Here is a 17,021-nt window from a genome sequence, read left to right as displayed (position 1 = left end):
TGCGCGCTCAGGGGCCCCTGCGCTGCCGTACAACGTGGTCCAGACCAATGCCTCTGTCAAGGTTTCCGACGCCAACCGTTGCCCCGTGCGGGTGGCGGGCGTGACGATGGCGGGGAGGTGAAGTGGCCCTTCCGCGGGGGCCGCAGGCCCGGGGCGAGTGGTCCGGAACGTGTTCTCCCGGGCGTATCTCGCGGATAAAGTGGCTGGACGTACGGCGCCGAAGAGGCCGTCCCGCGCACCCGTCAGGGAGCGGCGGAGCGGCCACGGGGGCGCGAGCAGTGCCGATCCGCGGCCCCGGGGCCCCCGGAGGCCGGAGGGAGTTGGGGGGAAGCGCGTGCCGACCGCGATCGCCGTCACCGGCTCCGATCTCGCGCTGCCCGCCGCCGACCGCACCACCCCCGCGGCGGTGGTGCTCCCCGCCCCGCACCTCCAGCCCCTCGGCGAGGCGCTGACGCAGACCGCCGCGGTCCTTGAACACCACGGCCACCTCATCGTCCTCCACTCCGACGCCTGCCCGGCGGAGCACGTACGGCGGCTGCACACCCTGCGCGCCCTCCTGGAGAGCGACCGCATCGCCCTGGTCAAGGTCGACCTGCCGCCGCTCGGACTCGCCGTCCTCGCCCGCCAGCTGCGGGAACTCTCCCGCTCGGCGCTCAGCCCCGGCGTCCTCGCCTGCGCCGCCCGGCTGCTGGCGCACTACATCCACGCCGGGGCGCTGCTCGCCACCGTCGGCGGACTGGACCGCGTCGAGGTCGACCTCCGCGCCCATATGGCGTCCTGGCTGCCCGGCGTGCAGTTCGCGGTCCTCGCCGCGCCCGCGCCGCACCTGGTCAGAATCGAACGCCACAGCACCGACGCCGGACTCCCCGCCCCCTCGTACGCCACGGAACTGGCGCTCGCCAGGGGGCATTTCACCGGCGACTGGGTCGGCTCCGTCCTCGCCCCCGCCTGGCAGGTGCGCGGCGCCGAGGAGGTCCCGCTGCCCGCCGAGTCCGCCCACTGGTGGGGCACCCGCAAGCTCGTCGAGTTCGCCGCCGCCATCCCCGACCCGGCCCTGCTGCACCGCCTGGTCTCCTCCGTCCGCCGCGAGGAGTGCACCTGGTGCGGCCTCGAACTCCTCGGCGACCGCTGCGCGTTCTGCGGTACGCCCGCCCGCGCCGGGGAGCCCGTCGCCGCAGGTGGACGCGCGGTGACCGGCGGGCGGACGGGTGCCCGGAGCGCCCCGGCCGCGCTGCCGCCGGGCGGCCCGCCGGCGCTGCCCGGACCGCCGCCCGCGGTGGTGCCGCCCGCCGCGGTCCCGCCCGGGGGAGCGCCGCCCGCGGCCGCCGCGCCGTTGCCGCCGGACGCGCCGCCCGCGGGCCCGCACCCCCCGGGCACGCTCCCGGGCGGCCCGCACCTCCCGGGCCCGGCCCCCGGGCCCGGGGGCCCGTTCGCCGGGCCGCCGCCCGCCGGTCCGGCCGGGCATCCGCCGCCCGCCGGGCCCCCGTACGGTCTCGGGCTCTCCCCGGTGGCGCCGCCCGGCGTGCCCGGGGGCGTGCCCCGTCCGCAGCAGCCCCGTCCCGCCCCGATCGAGGTCCCCCACCCATGAACGCACGTCAGCGCCGCGGCCTGGTCCTGCTCCTGCTGTCGGTCCTGTGCGCGGCCGGCGCCTTCGCCGGGGTGCTCTCCGTCATCCGCGACGTCGAGTCGAAGGTCGGACCGGAGCGGACCGCGTACCGCCTCAAGGCCGATGTGGCGGCCTACACGCCGCTGGATCCGGGGCAGTTCGAGAAGGTCGCGATGCCCGAGCGGTGGCTGCCGCCGACCGCCGTCACCGATCTCGACGCCCTCAGCGGGAAGATAGCGGTCACCCCGCTGCACAAGGGCTCGCTGCTCCAGAACGACATGATCGTCGCCCGGCCCGCGCTCCGGCCCGGCCGCCAGGAGATCGCCATCATGATCGACGCGGCCACCGGTGTCGCCGGGAAGATCACCCCGGGTGCCCGGGTCAACATCTACGCCACCTTCGAGGGCAAGCGCCCCGAGGACAAGCCGGTATCCAAGGTCATCGTGGCCGGTGCCCAGGTCATCGACGTCGGCAAGCTCACCCCGCTCGCCGCGCAGGACCCCGGCGACAGCGCCACCGCCCGCCGCGAGGGCGAGGCCGTCCCGATCACCTTCTCGCTCGACACCAAGGACGCCCAACGCGTCGCCTACGCCGAGTCCTTCGCCTCCCACGTACGCCTCGCCCTGCTCGCCCCCGGCTCCGACCGCGCGATCCCGCCGGGCGAGCGCACCTACACCCTGGACGGCGACAAGTGACCCGGAGGCCCCGGTGACCATCCGCATCCTGCCCGCGGCCGGCGACCCCGACGCCGCGCGCGCCTTGAGCACCCTGCTCGCCCAGGTGCCCGACGCGGCCGCCGCGCCGCCGGTCGCCGACTCCGCCGCGCTCCTCGACGCGCTGGCCGGGGCGGCGCCGCCGGACGCCGCCGGGCCCGCCGCCGTCGAAGCGCTGCCCGAGGTCGTCCTCGTCCACGAACGCATCGGGCCGCTGCCCGCCCTCGACCTGATCCGCGAGGTCGCGCTCCGCTTCCCCGCCGTCGGCGTCGTCCTGCTCACCGCCGACGCCGGGCCCGCCCTGTACTCCGCCGCGATGGACGCCGGGGCCCGTGGCGTGGCCGGACTGCCGCTGGGCCACGACGAACTCACCGCGCGGGTACGGGCCGCCGCCCAGTGGGCCGCCGGGGTCCGCGTCCACCTCGGCGGCGGCCGGGAGCACCCGCCAGGGCCCGCCGGGACGCTGGTCACCGTCACCGGCGCCAAGGGCGGCACCGGCACCACCGTCACCGCCGTCCAACTCGCCCTCGCCGCCTGCCAGGCGGGCCGCCGCGTCGCTCTCGTCGACCTCGACCTCCAGTCCGGCGACATCGCCTCGTACCTGGACGTGCAGTTCCGCCGGTCGGTCGTCGACCTCGCCGGGATCGCCGACCTCTCCGCCCGCGTGCTGGCCGACGCCATACACGAGCACCCCACCGGCCTCGCGCTGCTCCTCGCGCCCGAGGAGGGCGAGCGCGGCGAGGAGATCGACGACCGCGCCGCCCGGCAGATCGTCACCGCGCTGCGCGCCCGCTACGACGTCGTCATCGCCGACTGCGGCTCCCAGATGCAGTCCGCCAACGCCGCCGCCGTGGAACTCGCCGACACCGCCCTGCTGGTGACCACCCCCGACGTCGTCGCCGTACGCGCCGCCAAACGGCAGGTACGGCTCTGGGACCGGCTGCGGATCCGTAAGGCCGGGTCGACGCTCACCGTCGTCAACCGCCTCACCCGGCACACCGAGATCCAGCCGCCGCTGATCGCCAAGGCCACCGGCACCGCGGTCGCCGCCGCCGCCGTCCCCGCCGCCTTCAAGGAACTCCAGCCCTGCGTCGACTCCGGCCGGATGCAGGACCTCGACGCCCGCTCCACCGTCCGCGCCGCCCTGTGGGCGCTCGCCGGTGAACTGGGCCTGGTGGCGGGCGCCCCCGCCGTCCCCCGCCCCAAGTCCGGCCACCGCACCCGCCCCTCGCTCACCGGCCGCCGCCGCAAGGCCCTGCCCGCCGGCCCCGCCACCGCGCAGCCCGCACCGGGCCCGGCGCCCGCCCCCGCGGCCCCGGCGGGCCCGTACGAGGAGGGCTGACGGGGTGAGGTGGCGGCCGGGGGGCGCGGTGCGCGGCGGCCCTGCGAGTACGGAGCGTGCGCCCGGGGCCGGCCGGTGCCCGGACCGGGGCGGGGCGGTGGTGGCCGGTGCGGCGCCGCTTAGCCGGCGTGACCGCGCCCGGTACGCCCCGGATCGCGGTCAGGTCACCGTCGAGTTCGCCGGGATGCTGCCGCTGATCCTGCTGGTCCTCGTCCTGCTGTGGCAGTTCGTGCTGGTCGGCTACACGTTCTCGCTCGCCGCGCACGCCGCCGACCGCGGGGCGCGGGCCGCCGTCGCCCTGCGTGGCGGCGGCCCCGGCGCCTGCCGCTCCGCCGCCACCGGCGAACTGCCCGCCGCCTGGCGCTCCGCCGCCACCGCCTCCTGCGCCGCCGACGCCGGACTGTGGCGCGCGACCGTACAGCTCAAGGTCCCGGTCCTCTTCCCGGGTTCCGCCGCCTTCCCCTGGACGGTCAGCGGCACCGCCGGAGCCGTCGACGAGGAGGGACGATGAGCACGGCCACGTACGACGGGACGCGCCGGACGCGCCGGATGCGCCGTACGGACGACCCGATCCGGCGCACCGGGCCGGGCGCCGGGGACGCCGCCGATGTCTCCGGCGCGCCCGGCGCGGTGTGGCTCCCCGGCGCGCCCGGTTCCGCCTCAGGCGCGCACCCGCCCGCCCCGCGCCGCCCCCTCGGCCTCCCGGGCGCGGGCCGCCTCCGGGCTCCCGCCCGCGCCCGCAGCCGTCCGGCCGCCCGCCGTCCGGCCGCCGCTCGCGACCGTGGTCAGGCGTCCATCGAATTCCTCGGCTTCCTTCCCCTGCTGCTGATCGTCGCGCTCGCCGTCGTCCAGCTGGGCGTGGCCGCCTTCGCCGTGCAGCAGGCCGGTACGGGGGCCCGCGCCGCCGCCCGGACCGCCTCGCTCGACCCGCGCGACCAGCAGCGCGAGCCGGCGGCCGCCGGGCGCGCCGCGATGACCGGCTGGGTCGCCGACCGCGCCCGGATCGGCGTCGCCGGGGCGGGCGACGCGGTCCGCGCCACCGCGACCGTCTCCCTGCCGTCCCTCATCCCCGGTGTCTCCCTCGGCTCCGTCAGCCGCAGCGCCACCATGCCCCGCCCCGCGGCCGCGCACGCACCGGGCGCCGCCCCCGAAGGAGCCCTCGCGCCATGAGCCTCAAAGGCCGGATCACCGCCCCGGAACCGGAGGGCGAGGCCCGCTCCGACGGACGCCTGGTGCCCGTCTACCGCGCCAAGCTGCTCCAGGAGATCGACCTCGCGGAGATGTCCGCGCTGACCGCCGCCGAACGCCGCTCCCGCCTGGAGCGCGTCCTCGGCCACATCATCAGCCGCGAGGGCCCGGTCCTCTCCACCGCCGAACGCGATCTGCTCATCCGCCGCGTGGTGGACGAGGCGCTCGGCCTCGGCGTCCTCGAACCGCTCCTGGAGGACGCCTCCATCACCGAGATCATGGTCAACGGCCCGGACCGGATCTACGTCGAACGCCACGGCCGCGTGGAGCCCGTCCCCGTCCGCTTCGCCTCGCACGAACAGCTGATGCAGACCATCGAGCGGATCGTCTCCACCGTCAACCGCCGTGTCGACGAGTCGAACCCGATGGTCGACGCCCGCCTGCCCACCGGCGAACGCGTCAACGTCATCATCCCGCCGCTCGCCCTCAACGGCGCCGTCCTCACCATCCGCCGCTTCCCCCGCGCGTACGCCCTCGCCGAACTCCTCGGCATGGGCACCCTCGACGAGCAGACGCTGCTGCTGCTCGCCGCCCTCGTCCGCGCCCGCTTCAACATCGTCGTCTCCGGGGCGACCGGCGCCGGGAAGACCACCCTGCTCAACGCGCTCTCCGGACTCATCCCGGACGGCGAACGGATCATCACCGTCGAGGACGCGGCCGAACTCCAGCTCCAGCAGAGCCACGTGATCCGCCTGGAGTCCCGCCCGCCCAACGTCGAGGGCAAGGGCCGTATCACCATCCGCGACCTGGTCCGCAACTCGCTGCGGATGCGGCCGGACCGCATCATCGTCGGCGAGGTCCGCGGCGGGGAGACCCTCGACATGCTCCAGGCGATGTCCACCGGCCACGACGGCTCGCTCGCCACCGTCCACGCCAACAGCGCCGAGGACGCCCTGATGCGGCTCCAGACGCTCGCCTCGATGTCCGACGTCAAGATCCCGTTCGAGGCGCTGCGCGACCAGATCAACAGCGCCGTCGACTGCCTCGTCCAGCTCGGGCGGGGCGCCGACGGCGCCCGCCGCATCACCGAGGTCGCCCTCCTCGACTCCCGCGGCCACCAGGCGTACCGCCTCGCCGCCGTCTGCCGCTTCGACACCGAACCGATGACCGCCGACCGGCGCGTCCACGGCCGCATCCGCCACTTCCCGCTGCCGCGCCGCACCGCCGAACGCCTGCGGATGGCCGGCGAATCCGTCCCGCCCGCCTTCGGCGTCGCCGCCACCGACGATCAGCTCGCCACCCGGGAGGCCCGATGACGCGCGCCCTCGACCCCGCGCTCCTCACCGCCGGCGCCGCCCTGCTCAGCTGCGTCCTCGCGGTCGCCGGGCTCCAGCTCTACGCGTCCGGGCGCGACCGGCGCCGCGCCGTCGTCGACCGGCTCGCCGACGACCGGCCGCCGGTCACCGGCCGGGGCCGCCGCTTCGCCGCCCTCGACCGTACGGTCCGCGCCACCCGCTACGGCCGGCGGCTGGAGAAACGGCTCGCCGCCACCGGACTCGACGTCACACCGGGCGAGTTCACCGCGTACCTCGCCGGGACGGTCGTCGCGCTCTGGCTGATCGCGCACGCCGTCCTCGCCGCGTTCTTCGGGCCGATCGCCGCGCTCACCGCCGTCTGGGCGGCGTTCGCCTTCCTCGACTGGCAGCGCCGCAAGCGCACCGAGAAGTTCATCAACCAGCTCCCGGAGCTGTCCCGGATCCTCGCCAACGCCACCCAGGCGGGTCTGGCGCTGCGCACCGCCCTCGGGATGGCCGCCGAGGAACTGGAGGCACCGGCGGGTCAGGAATTGGCCAAGGTGTCCGACAAGCTCGCCGTCGGCCACTCCGTCGAGGAAGCCCTCGGCGAACTCGCCGAACGCCTTCCCTCCCGCGAACTCGTCGTCCTCGTCACCACCCTCGTCCTCGCCAACCGCGCCGGCGGCACCGTCGTCGGCTCGCTGCGCAACCTCACCCGCACCCTGGAGGAGCGCAAGGAGACCCGCCGCGAGGTCCGCACCCAGCTCTCCCAGGTCACCGTCACCGCGTACGTCGTCCCGCTGCTCGGCATCGGCACCCTGCTGCTGATGAACCGCATCGCGCCCGGCGCCATCGACCGGATGACCTCCTCCTTCCTCGGCCAACTCGCCGTCGTCACCGCCTTCGTCCTCTACGGACTGGGCTTCTTCCTCATCCGCCGGCTCTCCAAGATCGACGTCTAGGGACCCCATGGGAATCGGAATCCTGCTGGCGCTGCTCTCCGCGCTGTCCGTCGCGGGCGTCTGCGGCGGTCTCGCGCTCTACCGCCGCGAGGCGAAACTCCCGCCCGACCTCGCCCTCTCCCTGGAGGTCGGCGCCCGCCGCACCACCGCCGTCGGCTCCGCCGTCGACCGTACGGGCATGCGCTACGCCCCGCTGGTACTGCGGCTGATGGGCCCCGACCGCGTCTCCCGGCTGCGCCGCCGCATCGACCTGGCGGGCAACCCGGGCGGACTGACCGTCGACCGGTACGCGGCCCGCCGCGCGGTCTACGGCGCGCTCGGGCTGTTCGGCGCGCTGGTGATGTTCCTGCGCGGCCAGCCGCTGCTCGGCGTGTTGATGGTGCTGTTCGCGTGCTTCTGGACCGAGGTCGGCATCCGCGCCGCCATCCGCCAGCGCAAGGACACCATCGAACGGACCCTGCCGGACTTCCTCGACGTCCTCGCCGTCGTCGTCAGCGCGGGGCTCGGTTTCCGCCAGGCACTGGACCGCGTCGCCGACCGTTACGAAGGCCCCTGGGCGGACGAACTGCGCATCACGCTGCGCCAGATGGACATGGGCGTCAGCCGCCGCACCGCCTTCGAGGAACTGCGCAAACGCAACGACTCCGAGCAGGTCGCCCAGTTCGTCACCGCCCTCCAGCAGGGCGAGGAGCTGGGTGCGCCGATCGTCGACACGCTCATCCAGATCGCCGACGACATGCGGCGCACCGACGCGCAGAGCGCCCGCCGCCGGGCCGCCCGCGCCGTCCCCAAGGCCACCGTGGTCGTCACCACCTTCATGGTCCCGGCCACCATGATCCTGCTGCTCGCCGGATTCTTCCTCGGCTCCGGCACCGACTTCGGCGCCCTGACGGGCAGATGACCGGCGCCGCCCGCCCCACCGGGCCGCGCCCCGCCGTACGCCCGGACGCCCGCCCCGCGGCGCCCCCGGCGGAGCGCCCCGTACCGGATGTGGGCAGGCGTCCGAAACCGTACGCGGACGACGACCGCTTGCCCCCAACTCCTTCGCTACAGCAACGAGTTGTGTCACAGTGGAGCCGCCATCGGGGTACGGGGTGTCCCGCGCGGGGACCGCAGGCGGATCGGGGGTGAACACAGTGCGAGCGGCGTCGCCACCGCCACGCACGCCGGATGGCCGGATTCTTTCGCTCCGGGCCTCCGTCGTGTCCTCCGAACAGGTTGGGGTAAGGATTCCCTGTCCCGGGAGGGCTCTCCCGGCGTACTTTTCTCGTGTCGTGACCGCGGGACTACGCGCCGACACCACGGGGACTGCCCAGCCGGACCAGAGCGGTACGGGGGCCCATGGAGGAGAAGACGATGGCGAAGCGGATTGTGGGGAACGACGACCGGGGGCAGACCTCGATCGAGTACCTCGGCATCATCGCGGTGGTCGTGGCGATCGTCCTGGTGCTGTCCACCACGGACTTCGGCAGTCAGATCGCGAACGCCATCGCGGACAAGATCTCCGAAGTCGTCGGCATCTAGCGGGCCGCGCCCCCGCGACCGCCCCGCCCGGCGCCCCCGCCATGACCGCCCCCGCCGCCCGCCCCCCGCGCGATGCCGGACAGGCGTTCCCGGTCTACATCGTGGCGGTCGCCGGGCTGCTCTTCCTCGCCCTCGCGTTCTTCGCCGTCGGCCAGGCCGCCGCCTCCCGGGGCGGCGCGCAGACCGCCGCCGACGCCGCCGCCCTCGCCGCCGGACAGAAATACCGCGACCGGCTGACCGAGAGCCTTCTCGACGCCCTGCGCTCCGGCGCCGACTGGCGCGACCTCCTCGAAGGGCGCGGCGCCGACTCCCGCGCCGCCTGCGACAGCGCCGGCTGGTTCGCCGGCCGCAACGACGCGGTCCTCACCGACTGCACCCCCGACTCCTGGCCCACCTCCTTCACCGTCCGGGTCCGCGCCCGCTCCGCCGTCGGCCGCTCCGTCGTCCCCGGTACGGAGTCCACCCACGCCGAGGCCCGCGCCACCGCCGTCGTCGAGCCCCGCTGCCACGCGGACCCGGCCGGCGACACACCCGCGCCACCCGGACCGTCCACCCCCGGCAAGGGGGTACCCTCCACCACCCCCGGACCCACCGGCGACCCCGGCACGGGAAAGGGGAAGGACGACGGCGCGGACGACGCCCCCCTCCCCGGGCTCGTCTGCGACGGAAAGGCATGGGACATCGAGCCCGGCGATCTCGACGACGGCCGCCGACTGCCCGGGGCCACCGACCTCTTCGCCGTACGGCTCACCCGATGACCGCGCCGCCGCCGGCCCCGGGCGCCCTGCCGACCGCCGTCCCCGACTGCCCACCGACCCGCTGACGACCGAAGGACTGGCATCCATGAGCATGCGGCGCACGACGAAAGCCGCCCGAGGAGCGGCCGCGACGGCCGCCGCGGCCGGCCTGACGCTGGTCGTCGCCGGCTGCGGTGGCGGCGACGCCGGGGGAGGGCGGACGGACGACCGGGCCCCGGCCCGCGACACCCGCCCCGCACCCGCCGGGTCCACCGCCCCCGCCGCCGACACCGACAAGGCCATCGGGGAGATGAAGGGCCCGGACGGCGTCACCCTCACCCTGCACTCCGCCGTCCGCGACTCCGGCGGCTTCGTCACCGTCAACGGCACCGTCACCAACCACGGCACCCGCGTCTTCAACGCCATCGACTGGCGCTCCAACGAATCCGAACTCCACTCCCGCTCCTCGCTCTCCGGCGCCACCCTCGTCGACAAGGCCGGCAAGAAGCGCTATCTCGTCCTGCGCGACACCGACGGCGAATGCCTGTGCACCACGGGCCTGAGCGGGCTGCGGCCCGGCGAGAGCCGCCCCGTCTTCGCGCAGTTCCCCGCCCCGCCCGCCAAGGTCACCGAGGTCGACTTCCAGCTCCCGACGATGCCGCCCGCCGACGTACGGATCACGGAGTGACCGCGACCATGCCCGCGACGCACCCGCCCCGCCCCCGCCCGACCGGTACCCGCCCCGCCGGTACGCGACCGCCGCGCGCCACCCGGACCGGCCGCGCCGTCACCGCCGCCGCCCTGCTGCTGGCCACCGGACTCGCCGCCCCCGCCGCCCGCGCCGACACCCCGCCCGGTCTGACCGAGGACACCACACCGCCGGTCGCCGTCGATCCGCACGACCCCGACCTGCGGATGGTGCAGGGCGCCACGCTGGCCCCGGCGAAGGTCCTCAACATCAAGTCCGTCGTCGAGACCGACGACGGCACCGAACGCCGCCAGGACACCAACGACAACGTCACGTTCGCACTCCAGGCGGAGGTGCTCTTCGGCAAGGACAGCGCCGAGCTGACCGACGACGCGCGCTCCCGCATCGCCGCCATCGCCGACGAGGCCACCAAGCAACACGCCGCAAAACTCCGGGTCTTCGGCTTCACCGACAACCTCGGCTCCGCCGCCCACGGCCTGACCCTCTCCCGCAAGCGCGCCGGTGCCGTCCAGCGCCGCCTCGCCCAGGACCTCGGCCCCGGCACCGCGTTCGAGATCCGCGGCTACGGCGAGCAGTACCCCATCGCCGACAACTCCACCGAAGCCGGCCGCAGGAAGAACCGCCGCGTCGAGGTCAGCTTCCCGCGCGAGGAGTGAGGGACGGCAGGGGAACGGCGGCGAGGCGCGCCCCCAGATGACTGCCCGTCAGTTTCGCGGCGCCCGCCGCCCGGGGGCGCACCGCCGCTGGCGCTTCGGTGCTCCAGGGCTCCGTCCCCGCCATCGATGAGGGCGCCCGACCACGTCGCCCCCGCGCGTACCACCCTGGTCCCTTCCGCCACCCGCCGTGTCCCTGCCGCCCACGGGCGCGCCGCCCTCGCCTACGGAGCGGTCTCCTCCGCCGTGGTACGCAGCGACAGCCGTACGCCCGGCCGCAGCCCCCACCCGGCCATCGCCCCGGCCGACGCCTCCAGGACATACCGGGCGCGCGGGCGCGGCAGGCCCAGCCGGCCCGGCTCCATGGTGCGCACCGCGAGCACCCGCAGGCGCCGGTCGAGATAGGCGACGTCGATCGCGAACCGCATCCCGAAGGTGTGCACCCCGCTCGCGGGCGTCAGCAGCAGCCCGCCCGTCACCCCGTCCCGCCCCAGCAGCCCCCGCCGCCGCGCCCGGTAGGACGCGGCGATCTCCACCGCGACCGGCACATCCGCCCCGTACACCGTCCCCGTACCGTCCCGCCACCGCGCCATGGCGGCCGTTCTACCAGCCGACCGCCGCACGGGCACGGCCGGTCGGGCCTCTTTCCGGAGCCCGGGGCTTCCCGCGGCCGCACTTCCCCCGCCTCCCGCGGTCCGGCCCGGCGACCGGGCGCCGCGCTCCGCGGCCGTACGGGGAACACGCCGGGCGAGGCCGTCCGGCGAGGGGCGGGGCGGGGCCGGCGGGGTGCCGGGCCCCGGGCCGGTGGGGCGCGGCAGCCACCCGGCGAGGCGTGCGGCGCCCGTCCGGGCGACGGTGATGCGCCCCGGCGCGCGACCGGGGCACACCGGTTCTTCGATGTTGCGCACACCACAGGGCTCATGGGGTTATGGTGGAAGCCCCCCCTCGGGCCGGTCCGTATCCCCCCACGGACCGGCCCGCTTTTTCTTTTTCCCGGCTCCGCTCCCGCGCCCGGCGCACGCCAGGGGCACAGGGCGCACAGGGGCGCACACCGCCCCGGCCACCGCACCGGCCGCTCCTCACCCGCACGACGGACCCGCGTCGCCGGGCGCCGCCCGCCGCCCCTCGGACACGGCCACCGGACCGCAGGGCCCCGGGTGCCCGGAGCCGGACCGCTGCCCCGGACACCGGCGGACCTCGGCCCCTCCCCTTCCGCCGCGCTCAGCTCCGGTGGCTTTTTCTCCCGCTCAGCTCCGGCGGGCCCAGATGTTCACTCCGTCGGTGGTCTGCGCGAACTCGTCGATCTCGGACAGCTCCGTCTCCGTCAGCTCCGGGGCGCCCAGTGCCGCGATGTTCGCCTCCAACTGCGTCACGCTGCTCGCTCCGATCAGCGCCGACGTCATGCGCGGATCGCGCAGCACCCAGCCCAGCGCCAGCTGCGCCAGCGACTGGCCCCGGCGGGCGGCGATCTCGTTGAGCCCCCGCAGCCGCCGCACCACGTCCTCGGAGAGCAGCCCCGGATCGAGCGACTTGCCCAGCGAGGCGCGCGAGCCCTCCGGGACGCCGTGCAGGTACTTGTCGGTGAGCAGCCCCTGGGCCAGCGGGGCGAACGAGATGCAGCCCATGCCCTCGCTCTCCAGGGTGTCCAGCAGCCCGTCGTCCTCGGTCCAGCGGTTGATCATCGAGTACGACGGCTGGTGGATCAGCGCCGGCACCCCCATCCCGCGCAGGATCCGCGCCGCCTCCCGGGTCTGCTCCGAGCTGTACGAGGAGACCCCGGCGTAGAGCGCCTTGCCCTGGCGGACGGCGGACGCGAGGGCGCCCATCGTCTCCTCCAGCGGGGTTTCCGGGTCGAAGCGGTGCGAGTAGAAGATATCGACGTAATCGACGCCCATCCGCTTCAGCGAGGCATCGAGCGAGGAGAGGAGATATTTCCGCGAACCCCATTCCCCGTACGGACCGGGGCGCATCCGATATCCCGCTTTGGTCGAGAGAATGATCTCGTCGCGGTAGGGCCGGAAGTCCTGAGCGAAGATCTTTCCGAAGTTCAGCTCCGCGGACCCGGGCGGCGGACCGTAGTTGTTGGCCAGGTCGAAATGGGTCACGCCCAGGTCGAAGGCGCGGCGCAGGATCGCGCGCTGGGAGGCCAAGGTGCGGTCGTCACCGAAGTTGTGCCAGAGTCCCAGGGAGATGGCCGGAAGTTTCAGGCCGCTGCGTCCGGTGCGCCGGTACTCCATGGAGTCGTAGCGCGATTCCGCGGCGCGGTACGGAGAAGAATCAGTCATGGTCAACTCCCTATCACGGCCCTGTGACGTACCTGATGGGGCCGCCGGTGGGCCCGAGAAGTAAAGTTGTCGGAATCAGGGAGTGTCTTCCCGATCTTCGTGGGCCCATGGTGCCCGGCGCCGCTCCGCGCGGCGCGGCCGCCTCACCCGCGACAAGCCGGTCCCGGAACGAGGCCCCGCCTCGTGGCGTACGGCACCGGACGCGACAGGCTCGCCGGCGAAGAGCGACGAGACACCCCCGTGGGCGACGGGGCGACCGCCAAATGGGCACGGAGGGGCTGGACCACACTCATGCTGCGATCTTCCGGGATGCGTATTCCGTATCCGCAAGCACTGCGGAATCTGGTCTACCGGCTGTACGCGCGACGGGTCGAGGGCCGGCTGGACCACAGCCAGGTGCCCAAGCACATCGGCGTCATCCTCGACGGCAACCGCCGCTGGGCGCGGGCCGACGGCCGCACGACCGAGCAGGGCCACCAGGCCGGCGCCGCCAAGATCGGCGAACTGCTGGGCTGGTGCGCCGAGACCGACGTCGAGGTGGTCACGCTCTGGCTGCTGTCGACCGACAACCTCGACCGGCCCGAGGGCGAACTGAAGCCGCTGCTCGGCATCATCGAGAACACCGTCCGTGATCTCGCCGCCGACGGCCGCTGGCGCGTCCACCACGTCGGCAACCGCGATCTGCTGCCCTCCGACACCCAGATCGTCCTCAAGAAGGCGGAGCAGGACACCGAGGACAACACCGGCATCCTGGTGAACGTCGCCGTCGGCTACGGCGGGCGTCAGGAGATCGCCGACGCGGTCCGCTCGCTGCTGCTCGAACACGCCGAGCGCGGCACCTCCTTCGAGGAGCTGGCCGAGACCGTCGACATCGACCTCATCTCCAAGCACCTCTACACCAGCGGCCAGCCCGACCCGGACCTCGTCATCCGCACCAGCGGCGAGCAGCGGCTGTCCGGATTCATGCTCTGGCAGTCGGCGCACTCCGAGTACTACTTCTGCGAGGTCTTCTGGCCCGCCTTCCGGAAGGTCGACTTCCTCCGCGCGCTGCGTGACTACGCGGCCCGCCACCGGCGTTACGGCTTCTAGCCCGCGATACCCGGTCCGTCCCGGTACGTCCCTCTCGGGGGCGGCCCGGCGCGGCACCGGAACCGGCCGCTCCCGTGCCCCGGTCACCCCAGGTGGTGGCCGGGGCACGGCCGTTCACGGCGTACGTCACCCAAGGTTCACCGCCTGTGCGCCCGCGCGCCGGGCATGGGCGCACCCCAACACGGGAAGGTTCCTGGCAGGTCGGCGTCCGGAATCAGACACGGGCGCCGTATCTCAGCGGACGGCATGGGGCCGTCCGCCCGGGAGGCCCTTTGCGCATCACGCAAGGCCCGTGCGATCCGCACGGACGACGCGGAGGGGCCGGTGTTCGGCCCGCGCAGCGCGGCCAGAACCCGGTCCTGTCCCCCGCGACGCCGTCGCACCCCGACCTCATCCGAGGGGGTTCGTCCACCCGTGGTGAACAGCAACAAGCGCCGTGAGAGCGGCCGGCACACCTACGTCCTCGACACCAGCGTCCTGCTGGCCGATCCAGGCGCCATGTCCCGCTTCGACGAGCACGAGGTCGTGCTGCCGGTCGTGGTGGTCACGGAGCTGGAGGCCAAGCGGCACCACCCGGAACTGGGGTACTTCGCCCGCCAGGCGCTGCGCCTGCTGGACGAGTACCGCGTACGGTTCGGGCGGCTGGACGCGCCCCTCCCGATCGGAGACCTGGGCGGCACCCTCAGAGTCGAACTCAACCACTCCGACCCGGGCATCCTGCCCGCCGCGTTCTGGAACGGCCACAGCCGCGTCGGCGACAACGACGCGCGGATCCTCGCCGTCGCCCGCAACCTCCAGGCCGAGGGGTACGACGTCACCGTCGTCTCCAAGGACCTGCCGATGCGGATCAAGGCGTCCTCCGTCGGTCTGCTCGCCGAGGAGTACCGCGCCGAACTCGCCGTCACCGACTCCGGTTGGACGGGCATGGGCGAGGTCACCGTCCCCGCCGACCAGGTCGACGCGCTCTTCGCCGACGAGGTCGCGCACATCCCCGAGGCCGCGGAGCTGCCCGTCCACACCGGGCTCGTCCTCCAGTCGGAGCGGGGCAAGGCGCTCGGCCGGGTCACCGAGGACGGCGCGGTGCGGCTGGTGCGCGGTGACCGCGAGGCGTTCGGCATCCACGGCCGCAGCGCCGAACAGCGCATCGCCCTCGACCTCCTGCTCGACCCGGACGTCGGCATCGTCTCGATGGGCGGCCGGGCCGGGACGGGCAAGTCGGCGTTGGCGCTCTGCGCGGGCCTGGAGGCGGTGCTGGAGCGTCGTCAGCACCGCAAGGTGATGGTCTTCCGGCCGCTGTACGCGGTGGGCGGGCAGGAGCTGGGCTATCTGCCGGGCAGTGAGTCGGAGAAGATGAGCCCCTGGGCGCAGGCGGTCTTCGACACGCTCTCCGCGGTGACGAGCAAAGAGGTCATCGAGGAGGTCGTGGAGCGCGGCATGCTGGAGGTGCTGCCGCTGACCCACATCCGCGGCCGGTCCCTGCACGACGCGTTCGTCATCGTCGACGAGGCCCAGTCCCTGGAGCGGAACGTCCTGCTGACGGTGCTCTCCCGGATCGGTGCCAACTCGCGGGTGGTGCTGACGCACGATGTCGCGCAGCGGGACAACCTGCGGGTCGGCCGGTACGACGGTGTGGTGGCCGTGGTGGAGAAGCTGAAGGGCCACCCGCTCTTCGCCCACGTCACGCTGAACCGCTCGGAGCGCTCGCCGATCGCCGCTCTGGTGACCGAAATGCTGGAGGACGGCAGCATCTGACCCGGTGTGTACGACGGGGCGCCGCCCGGAGAAGCCAAGGAGCTTAGCCGGGCGGCGTTCTGATGCGCGGGAATATCCGGGAATCTCAGGGGGCAAACCGGGTGTGAGCTTTCACACCCGGTGGAGAATTGATTCCCGGTGGCACCGTCGGGCAGAGTCTGGGTCCTGTCAGGCCCCGCATACGGCACCACCAGCATCCCCAGAGGTGCGGTACCAACCCGAACTTCATAGTGACCGCCGTATGCCGCCCGAGCACCACGCGGCCCCCGAGGGGGACGTACCGGGTCCGTGCCTCCCGTGACCAGCCGCCCCCGCCGCTCAACAGGGGGCGGACTAAGGGAAGCCAGCGCCAGGGGCACGATTGCGTCCGCGAGGTCACCTATGCGGGCGATGCTGGAAGGAAAACGTGTGAGCCGGATCTCGGTCCGGGGATTCGCCGTGGCCTCCGCCACCGCGGTCACCACCGTCGGCGCTGTCGCCGGCGTCGCCGTAGGCAACCAGGGCGCGGTCACCAACACCGCGAACACCGCCGCCGACACGACGATCGCCGACCTCCCCGCAGGCCAGCAGGCCCAGGTGCAGACGGCCTCCCTGACGCAGCAGGCGGACGACCAGTCCACCCAGGCCGATGTGGCAGCCCTCAAGTCCGCGCAGGAGTCGGCCCGCAAGGCCGCCGCGCAGACCGCGCAGGAGAAGAAGGACGCCGCGGACGAGGCGAAGGCCAAGGCCGACGCCGAGGCGCGCCAGAAGAAGCTGGAGGTGTCGCGTTCCGCGACGCGTGACGCCGGCGAATTCCTGCAGAAGGCTTCGTACACGGTCGCCGAGACGCAGGCCATCGCACGCCAGATGGTTCCGGCCGATCAGTTCCAGTGCTTCAGCAACATCGTGAACCACGAGTCGACCTGGAACTACCGGGCCACCAACGCCTCCTCGGGCGCGTACGGCCTCGTGCAGGCGCTCCCCGGTTCGAAGATGGCCTCCGCGGGCGCCGACTGGCAGACCAACCCGGCCACCCAGATCAAGTGGGGGCTGAACTACATGAACAGCCGCTACGGCAGCCCCTGTGGTGCCTGGAGCTTCTGGCAGCAGAACAGCTGGTACTAGGTCCGCCGGCCCCGGCAGTACCGCACGTACACCCGAAACCCCCGACCGCGTCAGCGTCGGGG

General features: G+C 74.1%; 17 protein-coding genes. 15 read left to right on the top strand and 2 right to left on the bottom strand.

The genetic code is table 11. The features are described 5' to 3' along the window. The first annotated feature begins 334 nt into the window (after window positions 1–334). The 12 genes from ACZ4M8_RS08240 to ACZ4M8_RS08185 all read left to right on the top strand — a co-directional run bounded on the left by ACZ4M8_RS08240 (window position 335) and on the right by ACZ4M8_RS08185 (window position 10,732). Window positions 335–1,588 carry a hypothetical protein gene (locus tag ACZ4M8_RS08240; protein WP_467604433.1) on the top strand — a complete coding sequence of 418 codons (1,254 nt, stop codon included), beginning with the start codon at window positions 335–337 and terminating at the stop codon, window positions 1,586–1,588. Further along, window positions 1,585–2,301 (top strand): Flp pilus assembly protein CpaB, encoded by a 717-nt coding sequence (gene cpaB, locus ACZ4M8_RS08235; RefSeq protein WP_467604431.1) that lies wholly within the window; start codon window positions 1,585–1,587, stop codon window positions 2,299–2,301. Before ACZ4M8_RS08240 ends, cpaB begins: the two co-directional genes overlap by 4 nt. 13 nt (window positions 2,302–2,314) lie before the next feature. Next, window positions 2,315–3,661: an AAA family ATPase gene (locus ACZ4M8_RS08230; RefSeq protein WP_467604429.1), complete on the top strand. Its 1,347-nt coding sequence runs from the start codon at window positions 2,315–2,317 to the stop codon at window positions 3,659–3,661. A 97-nt stretch (window positions 3,662–3,758) separates the two neighbouring features. Beyond that, the gene (locus ACZ4M8_RS08225; RefSeq protein WP_467604428.1) at window positions 3,759–4,172 is read left to right on the top strand and encodes a TadE/TadG family type IV pilus assembly protein; all 414 of its coding nucleotides are present in this window, start codon (window positions 3,759–3,761) and stop codon (window positions 4,170–4,172) included. Further along, window positions 4,169–4,831, top strand: a complete 663-nt coding sequence (locus ACZ4M8_RS08220; RefSeq protein WP_467604426.1) for a TadE/TadG family type IV pilus assembly protein — start codon at window positions 4,169–4,171, stop codon at window positions 4,829–4,831. Before ACZ4M8_RS08225 ends, ACZ4M8_RS08220 begins: the two co-directional genes overlap by 4 nt. Then, window positions 4,828–6,165 (top strand): CpaF family protein, encoded by a 1,338-nt coding sequence (locus ACZ4M8_RS08215; protein ID WP_467604425.1) that lies wholly within the window; start codon window positions 4,828–4,830, stop codon window positions 6,163–6,165. The genes ACZ4M8_RS08220 and ACZ4M8_RS08215 overlap by 4 nt, the downstream gene beginning before the upstream one ends. Beyond that, entirely contained in the window at window positions 6,162–7,106 is a 945-nt protein-coding gene (locus ACZ4M8_RS08210) for a type II secretion system F family protein (protein ID WP_467604422.1), read from the top strand. Before ACZ4M8_RS08215 ends, ACZ4M8_RS08210 begins: the two co-directional genes overlap by 4 nt. A 7-nt stretch (window positions 7,107–7,113) precedes the next feature. After that, the gene (locus tag ACZ4M8_RS08205; RefSeq protein WP_467604421.1) at window positions 7,114–8,007 is read left to right on the top strand and encodes a DUF5936 domain-containing protein; all 894 of its coding nucleotides are present in this window, start codon (window positions 7,114–7,116) and stop codon (window positions 8,005–8,007) included. Between the two features lie 455 nt (window positions 8,008–8,462). Next, window positions 8,463–8,630 (top strand): hypothetical protein, encoded by a 168-nt coding sequence (locus tag ACZ4M8_RS08200; RefSeq protein ID WP_399086539.1) that lies wholly within the window; start codon window positions 8,463–8,465, stop codon window positions 8,628–8,630. 41 nt (window positions 8,631–8,671) lie between these two features. Further along, window positions 8,672–9,388: a pilus assembly protein TadG-related protein gene (locus tag ACZ4M8_RS08195; protein WP_467604419.1), complete on the top strand. Its 717-nt coding sequence runs from the start codon at window positions 8,672–8,674 to the stop codon at window positions 9,386–9,388. A gap of 85 nt (window positions 9,389–9,473) precedes the next feature. Next, window positions 9,474–10,055, top strand: a complete 582-nt coding sequence (locus ACZ4M8_RS08190; protein WP_467604417.1) for a hypothetical protein — start codon at window positions 9,474–9,476, stop codon at window positions 10,053–10,055. Window positions 10,056–10,063: 8 nt separating this feature from the next. Continuing rightward, complete coding sequence (locus ACZ4M8_RS08185) at window positions 10,064–10,732, top strand: OmpA family protein (protein WP_467604414.1); 669 nt, start codon at window positions 10,064–10,066, stop codon at window positions 10,730–10,732. A 221-nt stretch (window positions 10,733–10,953) separates the two neighbouring features. Here the strand turns inward: ACZ4M8_RS08185 and ACZ4M8_RS08180 are convergent, their stop codons facing one another. Continuing rightward, window positions 10,954–11,322, bottom strand: coding sequence for a DUF192 domain-containing protein (locus ACZ4M8_RS08180; protein WP_467604412.1), 369 nt, complete (start codon window positions 11,320–11,322; stop codon window positions 10,954–10,956). Window positions 11,323–11,976: 654 nt separating this feature from the next. Further along, window positions 11,977–13,014: an L-glyceraldehyde 3-phosphate reductase gene (gene mgrA, locus ACZ4M8_RS08175; RefSeq protein WP_467604410.1), complete on the bottom strand. Its 1,038-nt coding sequence runs from the start codon at window positions 13,012–13,014 to the stop codon at window positions 11,977–11,979. A gap of 309 nt (window positions 13,015–13,323) precedes the next feature. Between mgrA and ACZ4M8_RS08170 the strand changes: the two genes are divergently transcribed. The 3 genes from ACZ4M8_RS08170 to ACZ4M8_RS08160 all read left to right on the top strand — a co-directional run bounded on the left by ACZ4M8_RS08170 (window position 13,324) and on the right by ACZ4M8_RS08160 (window position 16,959). Next, entirely contained in the window at window positions 13,324–14,103 is a 780-nt protein-coding gene (locus ACZ4M8_RS08170; RefSeq protein WP_467604409.1) for an isoprenyl transferase, read from the top strand. 414 nt (window positions 14,104–14,517) lie between these two features. Beyond that, window positions 14,518–15,855 carry a PhoH family protein gene (locus ACZ4M8_RS08165; RefSeq protein WP_399086517.1) on the top strand — a complete coding sequence of 446 codons (1,338 nt, stop codon included), beginning with the start codon at window positions 14,518–14,520 and terminating at the stop codon, window positions 15,853–15,855. Window positions 15,856–16,263: 408 nt separating this feature from the next. Beyond that, the gene (locus tag ACZ4M8_RS08160; protein WP_467604406.1) at window positions 16,264–16,959 is read left to right on the top strand and encodes an aggregation-promoting factor C-terminal-like domain-containing protein; all 696 of its coding nucleotides are present in this window, start codon (window positions 16,264–16,266) and stop codon (window positions 16,957–16,959) included. Window positions 16,960–17,021 lie beyond the last annotated feature (62 nt).

It is taken from the genome of Streptomyces sp. NPDC027185, from assembly GCF_055567035.1.
Note: the sequence above shows the minus strand (reverse complement) of the source record. Positions and strands in the feature narration are given on the sequence as shown.

What these genes read in the sequence shown, in the direction of transcription:
- mgrA (WP_467604410.1), bottom strand. Translation starts at nt 13,014, where the DNA reads ATGACTGATTCTTCTCCGTACCGCGCCGCGGAATCGCGCTACGACTCC.
- ACZ4M8_RS08205 (WP_467604421.1), top strand. Translation starts at nt 7,114, where the DNA reads ATGGGAATCGGAATCCTGCTGGCGCTGCTCTCCGCGCTGTCCGTCGCG.
- ACZ4M8_RS08180 (WP_467604412.1), bottom strand. Translation starts at nt 11,322, where the DNA reads ATGGCGCGGTGGCGGGACGGTACGGGGACGGTGTACGGGGCGGATGTG.
- ACZ4M8_RS08220 (WP_467604426.1), top strand. Translation starts at nt 4,169, where the DNA reads ATGAGCACGGCCACGTACGACGGGACGCGCCGGACGCGCCGGATGCGC.
- ACZ4M8_RS08195 (WP_467604419.1), top strand. Translation starts at nt 8,672, where the DNA reads ATGACCGCCCCCGCCGCCCGCCCCCCGCGCGATGCCGGACAGGCGTTC.
- ACZ4M8_RS08215 (WP_467604425.1), top strand. Translation starts at nt 4,828, where the DNA reads ATGAGCCTCAAAGGCCGGATCACCGCCCCGGAACCGGAGGGCGAGGCC.
- ACZ4M8_RS08210 (WP_467604422.1), top strand. Translation starts at nt 6,162, where the DNA reads ATGACGCGCGCCCTCGACCCCGCGCTCCTCACCGCCGGCGCCGCCCTG.
- ACZ4M8_RS08200 (WP_399086539.1), top strand. Translation starts at nt 8,463, where the DNA reads ATGGCGAAGCGGATTGTGGGGAACGACGACCGGGGGCAGACCTCGATC.
- cpaB (WP_467604431.1), top strand. Translation starts at nt 1,585, where the DNA reads ATGAACGCACGTCAGCGCCGCGGCCTGGTCCTGCTCCTGCTGTCGGTC.
- ACZ4M8_RS08170 (WP_467604409.1), top strand. Translation starts at nt 13,324, where the DNA reads ATGCGTATTCCGTATCCGCAAGCACTGCGGAATCTGGTCTACCGGCTG.
- ACZ4M8_RS08185 (WP_467604414.1), top strand. Translation starts at nt 10,064, where the DNA reads ATGCCCGCGACGCACCCGCCCCGCCCCCGCCCGACCGGTACCCGCCCC.
- ACZ4M8_RS08190 (WP_467604417.1), top strand. Translation starts at nt 9,474, where the DNA reads ATGAGCATGCGGCGCACGACGAAAGCCGCCCGAGGAGCGGCCGCGACG.